Below are 17,874 nucleotides of genomic sequence, written 5' to 3' on the forward strand. Positions count from 1 at the left end.
CGTCAGGGCGGGCTCGGCCGCGCTCAGCCGCTTGTACCAGGCCGGATCCGCGCAGGGCGATCTGGATCAGGTGGGTGTCGAGGGAGCTGACGGCGGCCCCGATCAGGTGCAGCGCCGGCACGGGCACCTCGACGTTCTCCAGGTCGTGGCCGGAACGGGTCCTCACTGGCGGCCGACCACCGCGTCCAAAGGCCGACTATGGCTCACAGCCTCGAACAGCGGGCGTGGTGCAGGTTGAGGCGGTGTTTCTGGATTGTTACTTGAAACAACAAATGGCGCCCTTCCCAAGCAGGCCGTCCCGGAATACGTTGCCGCAAACAACATTCATCCGGGCCCCTCCGGAAGAAAGGACCCTGCACTATGCGCAAGGGGATCCTCAGCACGACCGCCGCGGCAGCAGCGCTCGCCCTCGGTCTCACCGCCTGCGGGGGCGAAAGCGGTCAGACCACGACGTCGACCTCGTCCGCCGCGCCATCGGCGCCCGCGGGGAAGATCGGCGTCATCCTGCCGGACAGCAAGTCCTCCGACCGGTGGGAGACGGCGGACCGCAAGTACCTCCAGGAGGCCTTCGAAGCCGCCGGTGTGGAGTACGACATCCAGAACGCGCAGAACGACAAGACACAGTTCCAGACCATCGCCGACCAGATGATCACCAACGGCGCCACCGTGCTGATGATCGTGAACCTGGACAGCGGCACGGGCAAGACCGTCATCGACAAGGCCAGGTCGCAGGGCGTGGCCACGATCGACTACGACCGCCTGACGCTCGGCGGCGGCGCCGAGTACTACGTCAGCTTCGACAACACCAAGGTCGGCCAGCTCCAGGGCGAGGGCCTGGTCAAGTGCCTGACCGACAAGAACGCCGACAAGCCGATCGTGGCCTACCTGAACGGCTCGCCGACGGACAACAACGCCACCCTGTTCAAGAACGGCTACGACGGCGTGCTCAAGCCGAAGTTCGACGCAGGAGAGTACGTCAAGGGCCCCGAGCAGTCCGTGCCCGACTGGGACAACACCCAGGCCGGCACCATCTTCGAGCAGATGCTGACCCAGGAGCCCGACATCGCCGGGGTGCTGACCGCCAACGACGGCCTCGGCAACGCCGCCATCACGGTCTTGAAGAAGAACAACCTCAACGGCAAGATCCCGGTCACCGGCCAGGACGCCACCGTCCAGGGCCTGCAGAACATCCTCGCGGGTGACCAGTGCATGACCGTCTACAAGGCCATCAAGAAGGAGGCCGACGCCGCGGCCAAGCTCGCCGTGGCGCTGGCCAAGGGCGAGAAGCCGGCGGCGACCAGCAGCGTCAAGGACCCGGAGACGGGTCAGGACGTGCCCGCCGAGCTGATGGAGCCGCAGGCCATCTACGCCGACAACGTCAAGGACGTGGTGGCCGACGGTTACGTCACCAAGGAGGAACTGTGCACCGGCGACTTCGCCGAGAAGTGCACCGAGGCGGGAATTCAATGACATTGAGGGGTACGGCCTGCGCCACGAGCGGGGCCGTACCCCCTGTTTAGGGAGCCACATGACCCCCCTCCTTGAACTGCGCGGGATCGACAAGAGCTTCGGTCCGGTGAAGGTCCTGCACGACGTCGGGCTCTCCGCGTACGCCGGCGAGGTCACCGCGCTCGTCGGCGACAACGGCGCGGGCAAGTCGACGCTGGTCAAATGCGTGAGCGGCATCTACCCGATCGACGCCGGACAGATGTTCTTCGACGGCCGCGAGGTCCACGTGCACAGTCCCCGCGACGCGGGCGAACTGGGCATCGAGATCGTCTACCAGGACCTCGCCCTCTGCGACAACCTGGACATCGTCCAGAACATGTTCCTCGGCAGGGAACGCAAGAACGGCCTTCTCCTCGACGAGGACACCATGGAGGAGCTGGCGGAACGGACGCTCAGCGGGCTGTCCGTGCGCACGGTCACGTCCATCAGGCAGCAGGTCTCCAGCCTGTCCGGGGGGCAGCGGCAGACCGTGGCCATCGCCAAGGCCGTGCTGTGGAACAGCAAGGTCGTCATCCTCGACGAGCCCACCGCGGCGCTGGGCGTGGCCCAGACCGCGCAGGTCCTGGAGCTGGTGCGCAGGCTGGCCGACACCGGCCTGGCCGTGGTGCTCATCTCCCACAACATGAACGACGTGTTCGCCGTCTCCGACCGGATCGCGGCGCTCTACCTCGGCAGGATGGCCGCGCAGGTCAGGACCGCCGACGTGACGCACGCGCAGGTGGTCGAGCTCATCACCTCCGGCCGGAGCGGCGAGCTGGGCCTCAAGAACGGGGTCACCGCATGAGCAAGGTCAAGGAACTCCCCGGGGAGGCCATCGTCGCGGCGACGCAGGCCCCGTCGGTCAGGAACACCGTCGTCGCGTACGTCCAGCGGGTGCGCGGCGGCGAGATGGGAGCGCTGCCGGCCGTGCTCGGCCTGGTCGTGCTCTGCGCGGTCTTCGCCACGGCCCGGCCGTCCTTCTTCACCGCGATCAACTTCGCCAACCTGTTCACGCAGGGCGCCGCGGTCACGCTCATCGCCATGGGCCTGGTCTTCGTGCTGCTGATCGGCGAGATCGACCTGTCGGCCGGCTTCGCCAGCGGCGTCTGCGCGGCGGTGCTCGCCGTCACGCTCACCAGCGCCGGCCTGCCCTGGTACGTGTGCATGCTGGCGGCCATCGTGACGGGCGTGGTCATCGGCGTCGTGCTGGGCACCCTGGTCGCCAAGGTCGGCATCCCGTCGTTCGTGGTCACGCTGGCCGCGTTCCTCGCCTTCCAGGGCCTGGTGCTGGTGCTGGTGGACGAGGGCACGAACATCTCCATCCGCGACGAGATGGTCGTCGCCATCGCCAACAGGAACCTGCCGCCGTGGCTCGGCTGGGCCCTGTACCTCGTCTGCGTGGCGATCTACGCCGGCGTCCAGCTCCGCCGGGCCAGGAGCCGCACCAGGCGGGAGCTGGCCGCCGACCCGCTGTGGCTGATCGGCGCCCGCGTCGGCACGTTGGCGCTCATCGCCGGGCTCGCGGTGGCCGCGCTCAACCTCGAGCGCAGCCGCAACCCCAACCTCGTCTCGCTGACCGGCGTGCCGATCGTGGTGCCGATCATCCTGGCGCTGCTGGTCCTGTGGACGGTGGTGCTGCGCCGCACCTCGTTCGGCCGCCATCTGTACGCGGTCGGCGGCAACACCGAGGCGGCCCGCCGGGCGGGCATCCCGGTGGACCGGATCAAGATCATGGCGTTCGTGATCTGCTCCTCGATGGCCGCGATCGGCGGCATCGTGGCCGTCTCCAGGGCCAGCTCCGTCGACCCGAACACCGGCGGCAGCTCCGTCCTGCTGTACGCGGTCGGCGCGGCCGTCATCGGCGGCACGAGCCTGTTCGGCGGCAAGGGACGGGTGCTCGACGCCGTGATGGGCGGCGCCGTGGTGGCGGTCATCGAGAACGGCATGGGCCTGATGGGGTACGGTGCCAGCGTGAAATACCTGGTCACCGGGTCCGTCCTGCTGCTGGCCGCGGGCGTCGACGCCCTGGCGCGTAAACGGGCGTCCGCTGCCGGGCTAAGGTGATCAGCGACTCGCGGCCCTTCAGGGAACCCCAGACCATGCGTGCCGGCCCCTCACAGGAGGACATCAGGCGCCACAATCTCGGCGCTCTGCTCCGCCATGTCCACCTCGGCGGGCCGATCTCGCGCTCCGAGCTGACCAACCGGATGGGGCTCAACCGCAGCACCATCATGGCGCTGACCTCCGACCTCACCGCCGCCGGGCTGGTGCGCGAGGAGCTGCCGCGCGAGACGGGCCGCGCCGGGCGGCCCTCTCTCGTGGTGCGGCCGGAGTCGGCGCGGGTCTACGTGTTCGCCTTCGACGTGGGCCCCGACCGGCTCGCCGCCGCCCGCGTCGGGCTCGGCGGGGTGATCCTCGACCGCCGCGAGGCCGTGCGCGAGCGCGGCGCGTTCCAGCTGGACGAGCTGACCGAGGTGCTGGCCGGGTTCGCCCGCCGGATGCGGCGCAAGACCACCGCCGACACCGTCTGCGTGGGAGCGGCGGCCGCCGTGTCGGGCGGGGTGCGCAAGGGCGACGGCGTGGTGCGGTTCGGGCCCAACCTGAAGGCCGAGGAGGTGCCGTTCGGTGAGGAGCTCGCCCGCCGGCTCGGCCTCGGCCTGCCCGTCAGCGTCGGCAACGACGCCAACCTCGGCGCCCTGGCCGAGCACAGCCGCGGCATCGGGGCGGCCGCGCGCGACCTCATCTACCTGCACGGCGACGTGGGCATCGGCGGCGGCATCATCGCCGGCGGCCACCTGCTCGGCGGCCACGAGGGCTACGGCGGCGAGGTCGGCCACATGGTGGTCAACCCCGGCGGGCGGGCCTGCGGCTGCGGCTCCCACGGCTGCCTGGAGGCGGAGGTGGGGGAGCGGGCGCTGCTGGAGTCGGCCGGCCGCTTCGGCGGGCAGCAGGGCCGCGACGCCGTCCGCGCCGTGGTGGAGGCCGCCGACCGCGGCGACATCGTGGCCCAGGAGGCGCTCAACCGGGTCGGCGAGTGGCTCGGGCTCGGGGTGGCGAACCTGGTGAACATCTTCAACCCCGAGATGGTGGTCTTCGGGGGGATGCTGCGGGAGATCTACCTCGGCTCGGCGGCCCAGGTCCGCAGCCAGCTCGCCCTGCACGCGATGGCGCCGCAGCGCGAGCGCCTGCGCCTGCGCACCTCGTCGCTGGGCGACGCCGCCACCCTCGTGGGCGCCGCCGAGCTGGCCTTCTCCAACGTGCTGTCCGACCCGCTGGAAGTGCTGGCGCGGGCGCACGGCCGGCTCAGCTGATCTTGTCCCGGCCGGCTGTCCACGTGTTGCAGAAGCCCGTGGCCCCGCCCCGGTAGCCGCGGTTCTGCCAGAACGCCAGGTTGCGCGGCTTGCCGTGGATGTCGCTCTCGTCGGCCAGGCGGACCGCGTCCATCCACGCCTCCCATCCGATGCCGGGGTCGATCGAGTCGAGCGCGGCGCTGTAGAAGACGCCGGCGAAGCACTCGGCCTGCATCTCCAGCCGGTGGTTCAGCAGCCGGCGGGCGTCGCCGGAGGCGGGGCCGTACAGGGCGCTCTGCGCGGACAGCACCCCGATGAGGCCCTGCACGTGGTGGCCCCACTCGTGGGCGACCGAATGCGCCAGATTCATCCTGAACGGCTCGCGCACGTCCTCCTCGGTGACGCGGATCACGATCGTGCGCTGCTGCGGGCAGTACTGCGCGCCGCTGCCGCCTATCGCCCCGCAGACCGAGTCGTCCCCGGTCGTGATCTGGACCGCCGGCGGCGTGTACGCCAGCCCCGCCGCGGCGAACCGTCCCGCCCAGAAACGGTCGGCGCACTCGGCCGTCGCCCGGTGGAAGGACCGGAGCGAGGCCACCCGGCCCGCCCGGATCGAGGGGATCGCGCAGTCATGCGGGACCACCTCCCCGCCCATCACGCCCATCAGCCCGCCGCCCTGCCCGGGACCGGGGGCCGCCAGGGCCGGTGCGGGCACGCCCAGGACCACACCCAGGATCACGGGCAGGCACAGGAGCGGCGCCAGGAGGAAGATGCGCACGATCGCGGATCCTAGACGTTTCCCGGCCGAGCGGGGAGCGGGCGGCTCAGGTCACGTTGCGGGGGCTGGCGGCCCAGGTGTTGCAGGCGCCCGGTGTGCCCCGGTTGAAGCCGCGGGTCATCCACGCCGCCTGTGTGGGGCCCCTGCCGTGGTCGTTCTGCGGCCAGCCCTTGGCGCCGTTCTTCCTGAACCAGTCGACCGTGTACGCCCAGTCGGCGTCGGTGACCAGCGGCGTGCCCTTCATGGTGCTCATGAAGACCGCCGAGAAGCACTCGGCCTGCAGCTCGGAGTTGCGCGACAGCTGCAGCCGCCTGGCCTTGCCGGCGATCGTCCGCGCGGCCCAGTAGTAGCCCCACACGCCCGAGACCTGCTGCACGTGGTGGCCGTACTCGTGGGCGACCAGGCGGGTGATGCCGAGCGGGAACGGGTTGCGTAACTGGTCCTTGCCGATCATCAGGTAGATCGTGCGGTCGGTGGAACAGTAGACGCCGTCGGCGCCGGTGTTCCACGTCCCGCAGAGCGTCGTGACCCGGCGGGTGATGATGCGCAGCTCCGGCTTGGTGAACGGCAGCCCGGCCTTGCGGAACTGCGCGGCCCACGCCTTGTTCAGGCACTGCGTCACCCGGGTCAGGAAGCGCCGGTACGCCGTCATGCTCCCGGTGGGCAGGTCGCCCGGCCGGCAGTTCACGTCGGTGAGCCGCCCGGTGCGGTAGAGCGGGTTCGCCGTCGCGATCCGCACGCCCTGCGCCGCGCCGCCCCCCTGCTTCTGCCCCGCCTGGTCCTTCGGGGGCGGTGCGGCGGACTGCCCGGCAGCGGCGGGCGGGGACGCCGCCGAGGTCGTGGCTCTGTCGGCCAGCACCACCACCAGGGCGGCCAACACCACGGCAAGAGCCGCGACGGAGGCCACGATCGCTACCACTTTGCCCTTGGTGACGGAATTCATATGGTCCGCAAGACTAGGTCAAGATCGGACATATGTGTGCGCACTTTGACTCGATGGAGTCAACGGGGCCTTTGCGAACTAGACTCTGGGAGGTCGGCGAACAGAGCAGAGGGGAGTCGCATCCGTGAGCGGGTTGCTGGGCTCGATCAAGGGACCGCAGGACGTCAAACGACTCACTGACGAGGAGCTGCCGCGGCTCGCGGGCGAGATCCGTGACCTGCTCGTCGACTCCTGCGCCAGGTTCGGCGGCCACCTGGGGCCCAACCTCGGTGTGGTGGAGCTCACCATCGCCGTCCACCGCGTCTTCGACTCGCCGCACGACCCCGTCGTGTGGGACACCGGCCACCAGGCGTACGTGCACAAGATCCTCACCGGCCGCGCCACCGGCTTCGACGCGCTCAAGCAGGAGGGCGGCCTGTCCGGCTACCCGAGCCAGGCCGAGTCCGAGCACGACTTCGTCGAGAACTCCCACGCCTCCACCGCGCTGTCCTACGCCGACGGCCTGGCCAAGGCCTACAAACTGCGCGGCGAGCACGACCGCACGGTCGTCGCGATCATCGGCGACGGCGCCCTGACCGGCGGCATGGCCTGGGAGGCGCTCAACAACATCGCCGCCGTGAAAGACCTGCCCGTCGTCATCGTCGTCAACGACAACGGCCGCTCCTACTCGCCCACGATCGGCGGCCTGGCCTCCCACCTGTCCTCGCTGCGCGTCAACCGCCGCTACGAGGACGTCCTCGAGTACGTCAAGGACAAGCTCGGCAACGTCCCCGTCCTCTACGACGCCCTGCACGGCTTCAAGAAGGGCGTCAAGGACGTCCTGGCGCCGCAGGTGATGTTCGAGGACCTGGGGCTCAAATACGTCGGCCCCATCGACGGCCACGACGAGCAGGCCATGGAGGCGGCGCTGCGCAAGGCCCGCGACTTCCGCGGCCCCGTCATCGTGCACGCCCTCACCCAGAAGGGCCGCGGCTACACGCCCGCGGAGAACCACGACGAGGACCAGTTCCACTCCCCGGGCGCCTTCGACCGCGCCACCGGGGCGGAGAAGCCCAAGGACCGCAGCTGGACCAACGTCTTCGGCGAGGAGCTCGTCCGGCTCGGCAAGGAGCGCGACGACCTCGTCGCCATCACCGCGGCCATGCTCCACCCGACCGGGCTCAACGCGTTCGCCGAGGCGTTCCCCGATCGCATCTACGACGTCGGCATCGCCGAGCAGCACGCGCTGACCAGCGCCGCTGGGCTCGCCCTCGGCGGCATGCACCCGGTCGTGGGCGTCTACGCCACCTTCCTCAACCGCGCGTTCGACCAGCTCCTCATGGACGTCGCCCTGCACCGGCTGCCGGTCACGGTGGTGCTCGACCGGGCCGGCGTCACGGGCGACGACGGCGCCAGCCACAACGGCATGTGGGACCTGTCGATTCTCCAGGTCGTGCCGGGGCTCAAGATCGCGGTGCCGCGCGACGGCGATCGGCTGACCGAGCTGCTGCGCGAGGCCGTGGCGGTCTCCGACGGCCCGACCGTCGTGCGCTTCCCCAAGGGCCCGGTCGCCCAGCCCCTCGATGCCGTCGGCAAGCTGGGGGAGATGGACCTCCTGCGCGCCGCCGAGGCGGAGCCCGACGTGCTGCTGGTGGGCGTCGGCCCCATGGCGCAGGTCTGCATGGACGCCGCCGTCCTGCTCGACGCCCAGGGCATCGCCTCCACCGTGGTCGACCCGCGCTGGGTCAAGCCGCTCGACGACGCGCTGGCCCTGGCCGCCGGCGCGCACAAGCTGGTGGCCGTGGTCGAGGACAACGGCCGCGTGGGCGGCGTGGGCGACGCTGTGGCCCGCCAGCTGCGCGACGCCGACGTCGACGTGCCCGTACGCACCTTCGGCATCCCGCAGCGCTTCCTCGACCACGCCAAGCGGGCCGTGATCCTCGGCCGGATCGGGCTGACCGGGCAGGACCTCGCCCGCCAGATCACCGAGGCCATCGCGAAGCGCACCTCCCCCGTGGAGCCCGCCCGCAGCTGACGAGTTCGCCGGGGCCGGTCGGACCGTCCCCGGCCTCGCGATCCCCCGAGCGGTAAGGGAATCCCGCGTTTTCCACGGGCATGATCACCGGCGGTGTGGGAAGGATCGCCGAGCGTGGACATCTTTCGCACGAAGAGCGTCGAACAGTCGATCCGCGACACAGAAGACCCCGAGCACCAGCTGCGAAAGCGCCTGACCGCCACCGACCTCACCGTCTTCGGCATCGGCGTGATCGTCGGCACCGGAATCTTCGTGCTCACGGGGCAGGTCGCCAAAGAGCTGGCCGGACCCGCCGTGGCGATCTCGTTCATCGTCGCCGGCGTCGTGTGCGGGCTGGCCGCCCTGTGCTACGCCGAGTTCGCCTCCACCATCCCCGTCGCCGGTTCCGCCTACACCTTCTCCTTCGCCACGCTGGGTGAGTTCCCCGCCTGGATCATCGGCTGGGACCTGCTGCTGGAGCTGGCGCTGGCCGCCGCCGTGGTGTCGGTCGGCTGGTCCGGCTACGTGGCCTCCATGTTGTCCTCCATCGGCCTCGGCCTGCCCCCGTCCATCGCGGGCGAGAACCCCGTCGTCAACGTGCCGGCCATGCTGATCGTGCTCGCCCTCACCGTGATCCTGGTGGCCGGGATCAAGTTGTCCTCGCGGGTCAACCTGATCCTGGTGATCACGAAGATCGCGGTGGTGCTGCTGGTCATCGTGGCGGGCCTGTTCTTCGTCAAGGCCGCCAACTACACGCCGTTCATCCCCGAGGCGGTGGCCACGCAGCGGGTGGAGGGCCTCAAGGCGCCGCTCATCCAGCTGCTGTTCGGCATCACGCCGGTCGCGTTCGGCGTCATCGGCATCTTCTCGGCCGCCGCGATCGTCTTCTTCGCGTTCATCGGCTTCGACATCGTGGCCACGGCCGCGGAGGAGACCATCGAGCCGCAGCGCGACGTGCCCCGCGGCATCCTCGGTTCACTGGCCATCTGCACCGTCCTGTACGTCGCCGTCTCGCTCGTCGTCGTCGGCATGCAGCGCTACAGCGAGCTGAGCACGGCCGCGCCGCTGTCGGACGCGTTCACCTCGGTGGGCCACGCCTGGCTGGGCACGATCATCAGCGTGGGCGCCGTCGCGGGTCTGACGACCGTGGTGCTGGTGCTGCTGCTCGGCCAGACCCGGGTGCTGTTCGCGATGTGCCGCGACGGCCTGCTGCCGCGCTCGCTCGCCATCGTCAACCCGCGCTTCGGCACGCCCGCCCGCCTCACGGTCATCATCGGGGTGGTCACCATGGCGCTGGCCGGGTTCGTGTCGTTCGGCGAGCTGGCCGAGCTGGTCAACATCGGGACGTTGTTCGCGTTCGTGGTGGTCTCGGCCGGAGTCATCGTGCTGCGGAAGACGCGCCCGGACCTACCGCGGGCCTTCAGGGCGCCGCTGGTGCCGGTGCTGCCGATCCTGTCGGTGCTGGCCTGTCTCTATCTGATGCTCAACCTGCCGGCGCAGACGTGGCTGAGGTTCCTCATCTGGATGGTCCTCGGCGTGGTGCTCTACTTCACCTACGGCTACTGGCACAGCCGGACCGCGATGCCGTGGCAGAAGACGCGCGGCTGAGCCGCGCCGGCGCCCGCCCCGGGGGGAGAACGGGGGGCGCCCGGCCCGCGTCAGAGCGCGAAGAGCGCCCCGGTGGCCGCCCGCATCTGGCAGCCGTTGGCGTAGACCTTGCCCCACTTCAGCACCTGGCCGTTCCAGCGGCCGACGACCGCGGCGGCGTGCGGCTTGAGCTCCTTCTTGCAGGCCGCCGCCGACTTGATGTTGAGCTCGCCCGGCTGGCCCTTGGCCTTCTCCAGCAGACGGCAGGCCGCCTGGGCGCGGGGGTGGTCGCCGCCGGTGGGCCCGCAGTGGAGCCAGACCGACTTGGTCTCGCCGCCCTTGACCGCGTAGATGACCTTGACCTGCACCTTCGGCGGCGGCGCGGCCAGGGCGGGGGACGAGCCCAGCAGGACGGCTCCGCAGAGCGCGATCGCACCGGCTGCTCTCAGCATGGTGACTCTCCGTTCGTAGGTAGGCATGGAACGCTACGAGAGAGTACACAACCCGGAGTGGAGGCCCGTCGTGCGCGCCTCCAAAACCGGGAGCACCAGATCAGGCGGGGACGGACGCCACCCCGGGCGCGAGGAACCGCGGCTGGGAGATGCCCGACCTGTCCAGGTACGGCGTGATCCCGCCCAGATGGAACGGCCAGCCGGCGCCGAGGATCATGCACAGGTCGATGTCCTCCGGCGCGGCCACCACGCCTTCGTCCAGCATGATGCGGATCTCGGCGGCCAGCGCCGTCAGCACCCGCTCGCGCACCTGCTCGGCGGTGGACGGGGCCGTGCCGCCCTCGAACAGCGCCACCGCCTCCGGGTCGAGCGTGAAGTCCGGACGGTAGACGCCCGGCTTGCCCGCCGCGACCAGCTTGGCGAGGTTCTCCGACAGGCCGAAGCGGTCGGGGAACGCCTCGTGCAGCGTCTCGGCCACGTGCAGGCCGACCGCCGGGCCGACGAGCTGCAGCAGCGCGAACGGCGTCATCGGCAGCCCGAGCCCGTCGAGCGCGTGCTCGGCCGTCTCCAGCGGCGTGCCCTCGTCCACGGCGCTGATGACCTCGCCCATGAAGCGGGTCAGCAGCCGGTTCACCACGAACGCCGGGGCGTCCTTGACCAGCACCGAGGACTTCTTCAGCGACTTGCCGACCGCGAACGCCGTGGCCAGCGTGGCGTCGTCGGTCGCGGCGCCGCGGATGATCTCCAGCAGCGGCATGACGGCGACCGGGTTGAAGAAGTGGAAGCCGACGAGCCGCTCGGGGTGGGCCAGGCCGGCGCCCATCTCGGTCAGCGACAGCGAGGAGGTGTTGGTGGCGAGCACGCATTCCGCCGACACCACGGCCTCGACCTCGGCGAACACCTGCTTCTTGACCGCCAGGTCCTCGAAGACGGCCTCGATGACGAAATCGGCGTCGGCGAAGGCATCCTTGGTCAGCGAGCCGGTCACCAGCGCCTTGAGCCGGTTGGCCTGGTCGGCGGAGACGCGGCCCTTCGCCAGCAGCTTGTCCACCTCGGCGTGCACGTACCCGACGCCCTTGTCGAGGCGGGCCTGGTCGAGGTCGGTCAGCACGACCGGGACCTCCAGGCGGCGGGCGAACAGCAGCGCCATCTGCGAGGCCATCAGGCCCGCGCCCACCACGCCGACCTTGGCGACCTTGCGGGCCAGCGACCTGTCCGGCGCGCCCGCCGGCCGCTTGGCGCGGCGCTGCACCAGGTCGAAGGCGTAGAGCCCGGCCCGCAGCTCGTCGCTCATGAGCAGGTCGGCCAGGGCCTCGTCCTCGGCGGCGAAGCCCTCGTCACGGGTGGCGGTCTCGGCCAGCGCGATGAGGTCGAGCGCCCGGTACGGCGCCGGCGCGGCCCCGTGCAGCTTCATGTCCACCAGGAAGCGGGCGTCGGCGACCGCCTTCTTCCAGCCGTCGTGGGACGGCCGCTCGACGCTCACCTCGCCCTGGAGCACCCGGGCGGCCCAGCGCAGCGACTCCTCCAGGAAGTCGGCCGGCTCGAACATCGCGTCGGCGATCCCCAGGTCGTACGCCTGCGCGCCCTTGATCATGCGGTTCTGCGCCAGCGGGTTCTCGACGATCAGCTTGATCGCGTTCGCCGGGCCGATCAGGCGGGGCAGCAGCTGCGTGCCGCCCCAGCCCGGCACCAGGCCGAGCGAGCACTCCGGCAGCGCCAGCCCGGGCACACCCGAGGATATCGTCCGGTACGTGCAGTGCAGCGCGATCTCCAGGCCGCCGCCCATGGCCGCGCCGTTGACGAACGCGAACGACGGGATCGGCAGCTCGCCCAGCCGGCGGAACACGTGGTGGCCGAGCTGCCCGATGGCCAGGGCCTGCTCGCGGGTGGTCACGTCGGCCGCGCCCTTGAGGTCGGCCCCGACGGCGAAGATGAACGGCTTGCCCGTCACGCCCACCGCGGCCAGGTCGGTGCGCGCGGCGATCTCCGACAGCGCGCCGTTCAGCGCGAGCAGGCCGCGCGTGCCGAACGTGTTGGGCTTGGTGTGGTCGAAGCCGTTGTCCAGCGTGATCAGCGCCATCGTGCCGGCCCCGCCGGGCAGCTGCACGTCGCGTACCAGCGCCTTGGTGACGACCTCGTCCGGGTTGCGCTCGCCGAGCAGCGCGCGCCAGGTCTCGATACCGCTCATGCCAGGTTCTCCCAGATCACAGTGCCGCCCATGCCCATGCCGACGCACATGGTGGTGATGCCGTAACGCACGTCGGGACGCTCGCCGAACTGCCGCGCGAGCTGCGTCATCAGCCGCACGCCGGAGGAGGCGAGCGGGTGGCCGTAGGCGATCGCGCCGCCGTACGGGTTGACGCTGGAGTCGTCCTCGGCGATGCCGAAGTGGTCGAGGAACGCCAGCACCTGGACGGCGAACGCCTCGTTGATCTCGAACAACCCGATGTCCGAAATATCGAGACCCGCCAGGCGGAGCGCCCGCTCCGTGGACGGGATCGGCCCCACGCCCATGACCTCCGGGTCCACGCCCGCGAACGCGTACGACACCAGCCGCATCTTCGGCGTGAGGCCCAGCTCGGCCGCCACGTCGGCGGCGGCCACGACGCAGCCGGTGGCGCCGTCGTTGACGCCCGAGGAGTTGCCCGCCGTGACGTGGCCGTGCGGCCGGAACGGCGTCTTCAGCCCGCTCAGCGCCTCCATCGTGGTGCCGGGCCGGGGCGCCTCGTCCTCGACCGCCAGGCCCCAGCCCTTCTCGGCCGTCCGGATCGCGGTCGGCACCAGGTCAGGCTGGATCTTGCCGTCGGCGTACGCCTTGGCCGCCCTCTCCTGCGACAGCACCGCGTACGCGTCCGCGCGCTCCTTGGTGATCCGCGGGTAGCGGTCGTGCAGGTTCTCCGCGGTCATGCCCATGACCAGCGCGCTCGGGTCGACCAGCTTCTCCGACAGGAAGCGCGGGTTGGGGTCGACGCCCTCGCCCATCGGGTGGCGGCCCATGTGCTCGACCCCACCCGCGATGGCGACGTCGTACGCGCCGAACGCGATGCCGCCCGCGACCGTGGTGACGGCGGTCATCGCGCCCGCGCACATGCGGTCGATGGCGTAGCCGGGCACGGTCTTGGGCAGCCCGGCCAGCACCGCCGCCGAGCGTCCGATGGTCAGTCCCTGGTCGCCGATCTGGGTGGTCGCGGCGATGGCGACCTCGTCCACCCGCTCGGGCGGCAGGGTGGGGTTACGCCTGATGAGCTCGCGGATGACCCGGACGACCAGGTCGTCGGCGCGGGTCTCGGCGTACAGCCCTTTCGGCCCCGACCTGCCGAAAGGGGTGCGAACGCCGTCGACGAACACGACGTCACGAGAGGAAGGCACGGATTCGCTCCTCGTTGCTGGATGTGGTTCCGCGCCCAATGCTACTCGTCGGTAACTACCGCGCAGACGAGGGCTGCCGTGACCAGGAGGTAGACCAGCCACGAGGCCGGCTCCCAGAGGTGCGCGCGGGCCGCGATCAGGACCGCGACCGCGAGGACCGCACCCGTCCGGAGTGCCGGGCCCACGCGTGGGCGCGCGCCGCGGCCGGGATCCCAAGGATCGCCAGGTGACCCACCCGAGCGCACGGCACGCGCCAGTATCCCCACAACGTCCCGTGCCCACCACAGCGCGAACGACACCCCCGCCGCGACGCTGACCACCGACAGCGCCTCGACGGCCCAGCTCAGCGCGTTGGCGAAGGCGTGCAGGGCGGACTCGTGGAAGAAGCGCGGCAGGGTCCAGCCGAGCAGCAGCGTCACCGTCCAGCCGCAGGCGACGGCCAGCCGGGTCAGCGGGCGGGCCCGGCCGGAGCGGGCCAGGCCGTACAGCTCGCGTTCGCGACGCCGGACCCGGCGGGCGCGCACGCCCCAGACGTACTGGGTGACGGCCAGTGCCGGGAGCGCGGCGGCGAAGACGGCCAGCGCCAGCACGGCCAGCGGCAGCGTCTGCTCCCTGGTCGGGGCCCGCTCGGCGAGTAACTGGGTGGTGGCCAGCAGCGCGATCGAGGCGATGACGGCGACGAAGGCGCGGCGGCGGGCGGCGTCGGCCCCGGCCCGCAGGCCGGCGACGTCCCGGGCGCCGGGGAGGGGCGTCATCTCGGTCAACAGCATGAACGTCATGATGACGTCACCGTGTGTCATGGCGCCCGGAATTCGTCGGCTTTGCATGGAGCCCTCGCTGATCGCGCTGTGCGCGTCTACCATCAGCGCGGGGGGACTTCCCTGCGTGCCTGGTCAGGCGGGGGTGTCGGGGCAGACACGTTCTCGTGGTGACGGAGCGGCGAGCCGGCTTTGTGGCCGGAGTCGCCCTCGCGCGCTCCGGCTGGTGACTATGCTTCGCGATCATGGCTCGAGGAGTGGACAGCGTGAGAGGGCAGCGGGACGACGCGGTTCTCGGCCGCCGGGTCGCTCCACCGCCTGCCCCGCCGGAGCGGCGGGGCAGAGGCCGATCCGGGCCGCCGCGCAACCCGCTGACCCCGCTCGGATGGGTGAGCGTGGTCATGACCGTCGTGCTGGTGGCCGGCCTGCTCGGGGCCTACGGCTATTACCGGTACGTCCTGAGCGGCCTGGAGACCGAGCCGATCGAGGCGGGCGCGAACCGCCCGCCCGAGACCGGCGCGCTCAACGTGCTGCTCGTCGGCTCCGACTCCCGCGACGGCGACAACAAGGTGTACGGCGCCAAGTCGCAGGGCACGGGCGAGCGCACCGACACGATCATGCTCCTGCACATCGCCCCCAACCGCGACAACGCCACGGTGATCAGCTTCCCCCGCGACACCATGGTCCAGATCCCCGAGTGCGAGGGCCGGGGCGGCGCAGTCCTGCCGGCCGGCATCCGGCAGATCAACTCCGCCTTCAACGACGGCGGCATCAACTGCACGATCAGGACCCTCGAGTCGCTCACCAACATCAAGATCAACCACTTCGTGAAGGTCGACTTCACCGGCTTCAAGTCGATCATCGACGCCATCGGCGGCATCGAGATCTGCCTGCCCAAGCCGGTCAACGACCCGCAGGCCAAGCTCCAGCTCGGCGCGGGCAAGCACGTGGTCAACGGCGAGCAGGCGCTCGGCTACGTACGCACCCGCTACTCCCTCGGCGACGGCAGCGACCTGAGCCGGATCCAGCGCCAGCAGGTCTTCCTCACCAAGGTGGCCGAGAAGGTCACCGACGGCGGCCTGCTCACCGACCCCGCCAGGCTGAACAGCTTCGTGCAGGCCGCCGTCGGGGCCGTCACCGTGGACGAGGAGCTCACGGTCGATCGCATGCTGGAGATCGCCGACAGCGTCCGCGGCCTGACCGCCAAGGAGCTCAAGGGCATCACGGTGCCCGTCGAGCCGTACCCGCCGGACACGGACCGGGTGCAGTTCGCCCAGCCGGCGGCCGGCAACTTCTTCGAGAGCGTGCGCAACGACGTCGAGGTCACCGCGGCCCCGACGCCCGGCAAGTCCGCCGCGCCCAAGATCGAGCACAGCCAGGTACGGGTGCAGGTCCTCAACGCCACCGGCGAGCAGGGCAAGGCGGGGCAGGTGGCCGAGGAACTGGCCGCCCAGGGCTTCGTCGTCACCCACGTGGGCAACGCCGCCCAGGCCGCGACCACGACGATCCGCTACGCCAAGAAGGACGCCCAGGACGGGCCCGCGTACGGCGACGTGGTGGCCGCGCGGCTGTCGAAGGACAAGCGCACGCCGGTGGAGGGCAAGATCAAGCCGCTCACCGCGGAGCCGTACGAGTCGAAGGCGGCCAAGACGCCAGGCGGTCCGGTCATCCAGCTCGTCATCGGCGCCGACTGGCCGGGCGTGCGGGTGCTGTCGGCGATCCCCGACTCGCTCAAGGACAAGGTCGTCGACACCAGCACCAATCCTTGCCTGTGACCTCGGTCGCGGGGCGCTGATCGGGCACGTCTCCGTAAGTCACACGAAACCGCACGCCATTGGGGCGGTTGTTACGGAGCGTTATTTTAGGTAAACAAGTGAAAATTCCGGACAATGTGTGGTTGATTCTGCTAGGAAAGGGCGCTGTCCGAATACGTGTGAGAGAGGTTCCATCGTGGCGCGCGACGAGAACGACAGGTCGTACGAGGATGGGCAGGGTAGGTCGTCGAACCCCGACTTGACGGGGGACGTGCTGTCGCCGCGGTGGAGCACCGAGGACACCGACGAGCAGCCCGCCATCCAGGTCTCCGGCAACGAGACCTACATCCTGCCGCTGGACAAACCGGTCGAGCCGCGTCCGGGTGAGGGTGTGCGCGACGTGCTCGACGGCCCGGCGCCGTACGACGTGCTGGGCGGCGGTAACCCGTCCCACGACGTGCTGGGCGGTGGCGACCCGTCCCACGACGTGCTGGGCGGTGGCAGCGCGTCTCGTGACGTGCTGGGGGGCGGGAGCTCCTCCCATGACGTGCGGGGCGGCGGGAACTCCTCCCATGACGTGCTGGGCGGCGCCAGTGGACCTCATGACGGGACGAGCGGGCCCCATGACGTGCGGGGCGCCGGGCACGACGACGTCCTCGGCACGAGCGCGATGGCGGGCGCGGGCCACGACTACGGCGACTCCCGCGAGTCCGGGCGGCGCGACGGCGACAGCGGGGCGTACCCGGTGGAGGACGAGCCGTCCTACCTGCCGCTCGACCGCGGCTACGACGCCGACGACGACGACGACCGCCCCCGCCGCGGGTTCCTCGGCTCGGGCTGGACCGACGACTCCCACGACTCCCACGAGCACCCGCGCGGTGAGCGTGAGGTGCGCCGCCGTACCAGGACGCTGCTGGTCGCCGCGGCCGCGGTGGTGGCGGTCGGCGTGGGCGTCGGCTGGATGCTCACCGGCACGTCCGCCGACGACCCCTGCGCGGGCGGCCGGTGCGCGAGCGTCGGGGACGTGAGCGCGCCCTCCGAGTCGTCGTTCCCCGAGGACACACCGGTCGAGGAGGAGGTCGCCGAGGAGCCGACCGAGAGCACGGAGCCGACGAAGCCGTCCAAGCCGCGCGAGCAGGTCGCCGACCAGCCGGACAACTCCGGCTACACCCCGCAGACCCCCGCCGAGCAGCGCGCCCGGCCCACGCGCGAGCCGTCGCAGCGCCCGGAACGCCCGCGCGCCACCGAAACGTCGGCCGAGGAGAACGACGGCCCCGCCCGCGTCTCCGAACGGCGGGTAGGCGACAGCTCCGGCACCGGCAGCAGCGGCACCACGGGCAGCGGCAACACCGGTGACAGCAAGGGCTCGGACAACACGGCCGACGAGTCAACGGGCGACGGCGGCAGCGGCGGCAACACCGAGCAGTCCGACTCCACGCAGGAATCCGCCCCGGCCCAGACC

At 71.0% G+C, this 17,874-nt stretch carries 14 protein-coding genes; 8 read left to right on the forward strand and 6 right to left on the reverse strand.

Annotated features, from left to right (window positions below):
* Positions 1 to 360: 360 nt before the first annotated feature.
* The 4 genes from E1286_RS12625 to E1286_RS12640 are packed head-to-tail and all read left to right on the forward strand — an operon-like array spanning position 361 to position 4,799.
* Complete coding sequence (locus E1286_RS12625; protein WP_132611947.1) at positions 361 to 1,470, forward strand: sugar ABC transporter substrate-binding protein; 1,110 nt, start codon at positions 361 to 363, stop codon at positions 1,468 to 1,470.
* 58 nt (positions 1,471 to 1,528) lie between these two features.
* Positions 1,529 to 2,293: an ATP-binding cassette domain-containing protein gene (locus E1286_RS12630; RefSeq protein ID WP_132611949.1), complete on the forward strand. Its 765-nt coding sequence runs from the start codon at positions 1,529 to 1,531 to the stop codon at positions 2,291 to 2,293.
* Entirely contained in the window at positions 2,290 to 3,552 is a 1,263-nt protein-coding gene (locus E1286_RS12635; RefSeq protein ID WP_132611951.1) for a sugar ABC transporter permease, read from the forward strand. Before E1286_RS12630 ends, E1286_RS12635 begins: the two co-directional genes overlap by 4 nt.
* A 35-nt stretch (positions 3,553 to 3,587) precedes the next feature.
* Positions 3,588 to 4,799, forward strand: a complete 1,212-nt coding sequence (locus E1286_RS12640) for an ROK family transcriptional regulator (RefSeq protein WP_132611953.1) — start codon at positions 3,588 to 3,590, stop codon at positions 4,797 to 4,799.
* On the opposite strand, the gene E1286_RS12645 is transcribed toward E1286_RS12640, so the two are convergent.
* Both E1286_RS12645 and E1286_RS12650 read right to left on the reverse strand, forming a co-directional pair.
* Positions 4,792 to 5,556 (reverse strand): neutral zinc metallopeptidase, encoded by a 765-nt coding sequence (locus tag E1286_RS12645; RefSeq protein WP_132611955.1) that lies wholly within the window; start codon positions 5,554 to 5,556, stop codon positions 4,792 to 4,794. The genes E1286_RS12640 and E1286_RS12645 overlap by 8 nt on opposite strands.
* A 46-nt stretch (positions 5,557 to 5,602) precedes the next feature.
* Positions 5,603 to 6,499, reverse strand: coding sequence for a neutral zinc metallopeptidase (locus tag E1286_RS12650; RefSeq protein WP_132611957.1), 897 nt, complete (start codon positions 6,497 to 6,499; stop codon positions 5,603 to 5,605).
* Positions 6,500 to 6,632: 133 nt separating this feature from the next.
* Here E1286_RS12650 and dxs point away from each other — a divergent pair, with 133 nt between their 5' ends.
* Together dxs and E1286_RS12660 are read left to right on the forward strand one after the other, a co-directional pair.
* Positions 6,633 to 8,513 (forward strand): 1-deoxy-D-xylulose-5-phosphate synthase, encoded by a 1,881-nt coding sequence (dxs, locus tag E1286_RS12655; protein ID WP_132611977.1) that lies wholly within the window; start codon positions 6,633 to 6,635, stop codon positions 8,511 to 8,513.
* 114 nt (positions 8,514 to 8,627) lie between these two features.
* Positions 8,628 to 10,100 carry an amino acid permease gene (locus tag E1286_RS12660; protein ID WP_132611959.1) on the forward strand — a complete coding sequence of 491 codons (1,473 nt, stop codon included), beginning with the start codon at positions 8,628 to 8,630 and terminating at the stop codon, positions 10,098 to 10,100.
* A 50-nt stretch (positions 10,101 to 10,150) separates the two neighbouring features.
* Here E1286_RS12660 and E1286_RS12665 read toward each other — a convergent pair whose 3' ends face one another.
* From E1286_RS12665 to E1286_RS12680, 4 genes are all read right to left on the reverse strand, one after another.
* Positions 10,151 to 10,531, reverse strand: a complete 381-nt coding sequence (locus E1286_RS12665; RefSeq protein WP_165969705.1) for an SSI family serine proteinase inhibitor — start codon at positions 10,529 to 10,531, stop codon at positions 10,151 to 10,153.
* 100 nt (positions 10,532 to 10,631) lie between these two features.
* Complete coding sequence (locus E1286_RS12670; protein WP_132611963.1) at positions 10,632 to 12,719, reverse strand: 3-hydroxyacyl-CoA dehydrogenase NAD-binding domain-containing protein; 2,088 nt, start codon at positions 12,717 to 12,719, stop codon at positions 10,632 to 10,634.
* Positions 12,716 to 13,879, reverse strand: a complete 1,164-nt coding sequence (locus E1286_RS12675) for a thiolase family protein (protein ID WP_223189864.1) — start codon at positions 13,877 to 13,879, stop codon at positions 12,716 to 12,718. The genes E1286_RS12670 and E1286_RS12675 overlap by 4 nt, the downstream gene beginning before the upstream one ends.
* Before the next feature lie 62 nt (positions 13,880 to 13,941).
* On the reverse strand, positions 13,942 to 14,670 hold the full coding sequence (locus tag E1286_RS12680; RefSeq protein ID WP_132611967.1) for a hypothetical protein: 729 nt from the start codon (positions 14,668 to 14,670) through the stop codon (positions 13,942 to 13,944).
* A gap of 254 nt (positions 14,671 to 14,924) precedes the next feature.
* Between E1286_RS12680 and E1286_RS12685 the strand changes: the two genes are divergently transcribed.
* The gene (locus E1286_RS12685) at positions 14,925 to 16,433 is read left to right on the forward strand and encodes an LCP family protein (protein WP_246074799.1); all 1,509 of its coding nucleotides are present in this window, start codon (positions 14,925 to 14,927) and stop codon (positions 16,431 to 16,433) included.
* A gap of 175 nt (positions 16,434 to 16,608) precedes the next feature.
* Positions 16,609 to 17,874: hypothetical protein (locus tag E1286_RS12690; RefSeq protein ID WP_132611969.1), on the forward strand; the 1,266-nt coding region annotated here is incomplete at its 3' end.

The sequence above is a fragment of the Nonomuraea terrae genome, from assembly GCF_004348995.1.
Lineage (GTDB): Bacteria > Actinomycetota > Actinomycetes > Streptosporangiales > Streptosporangiaceae > Nonomuraea > Nonomuraea terrae.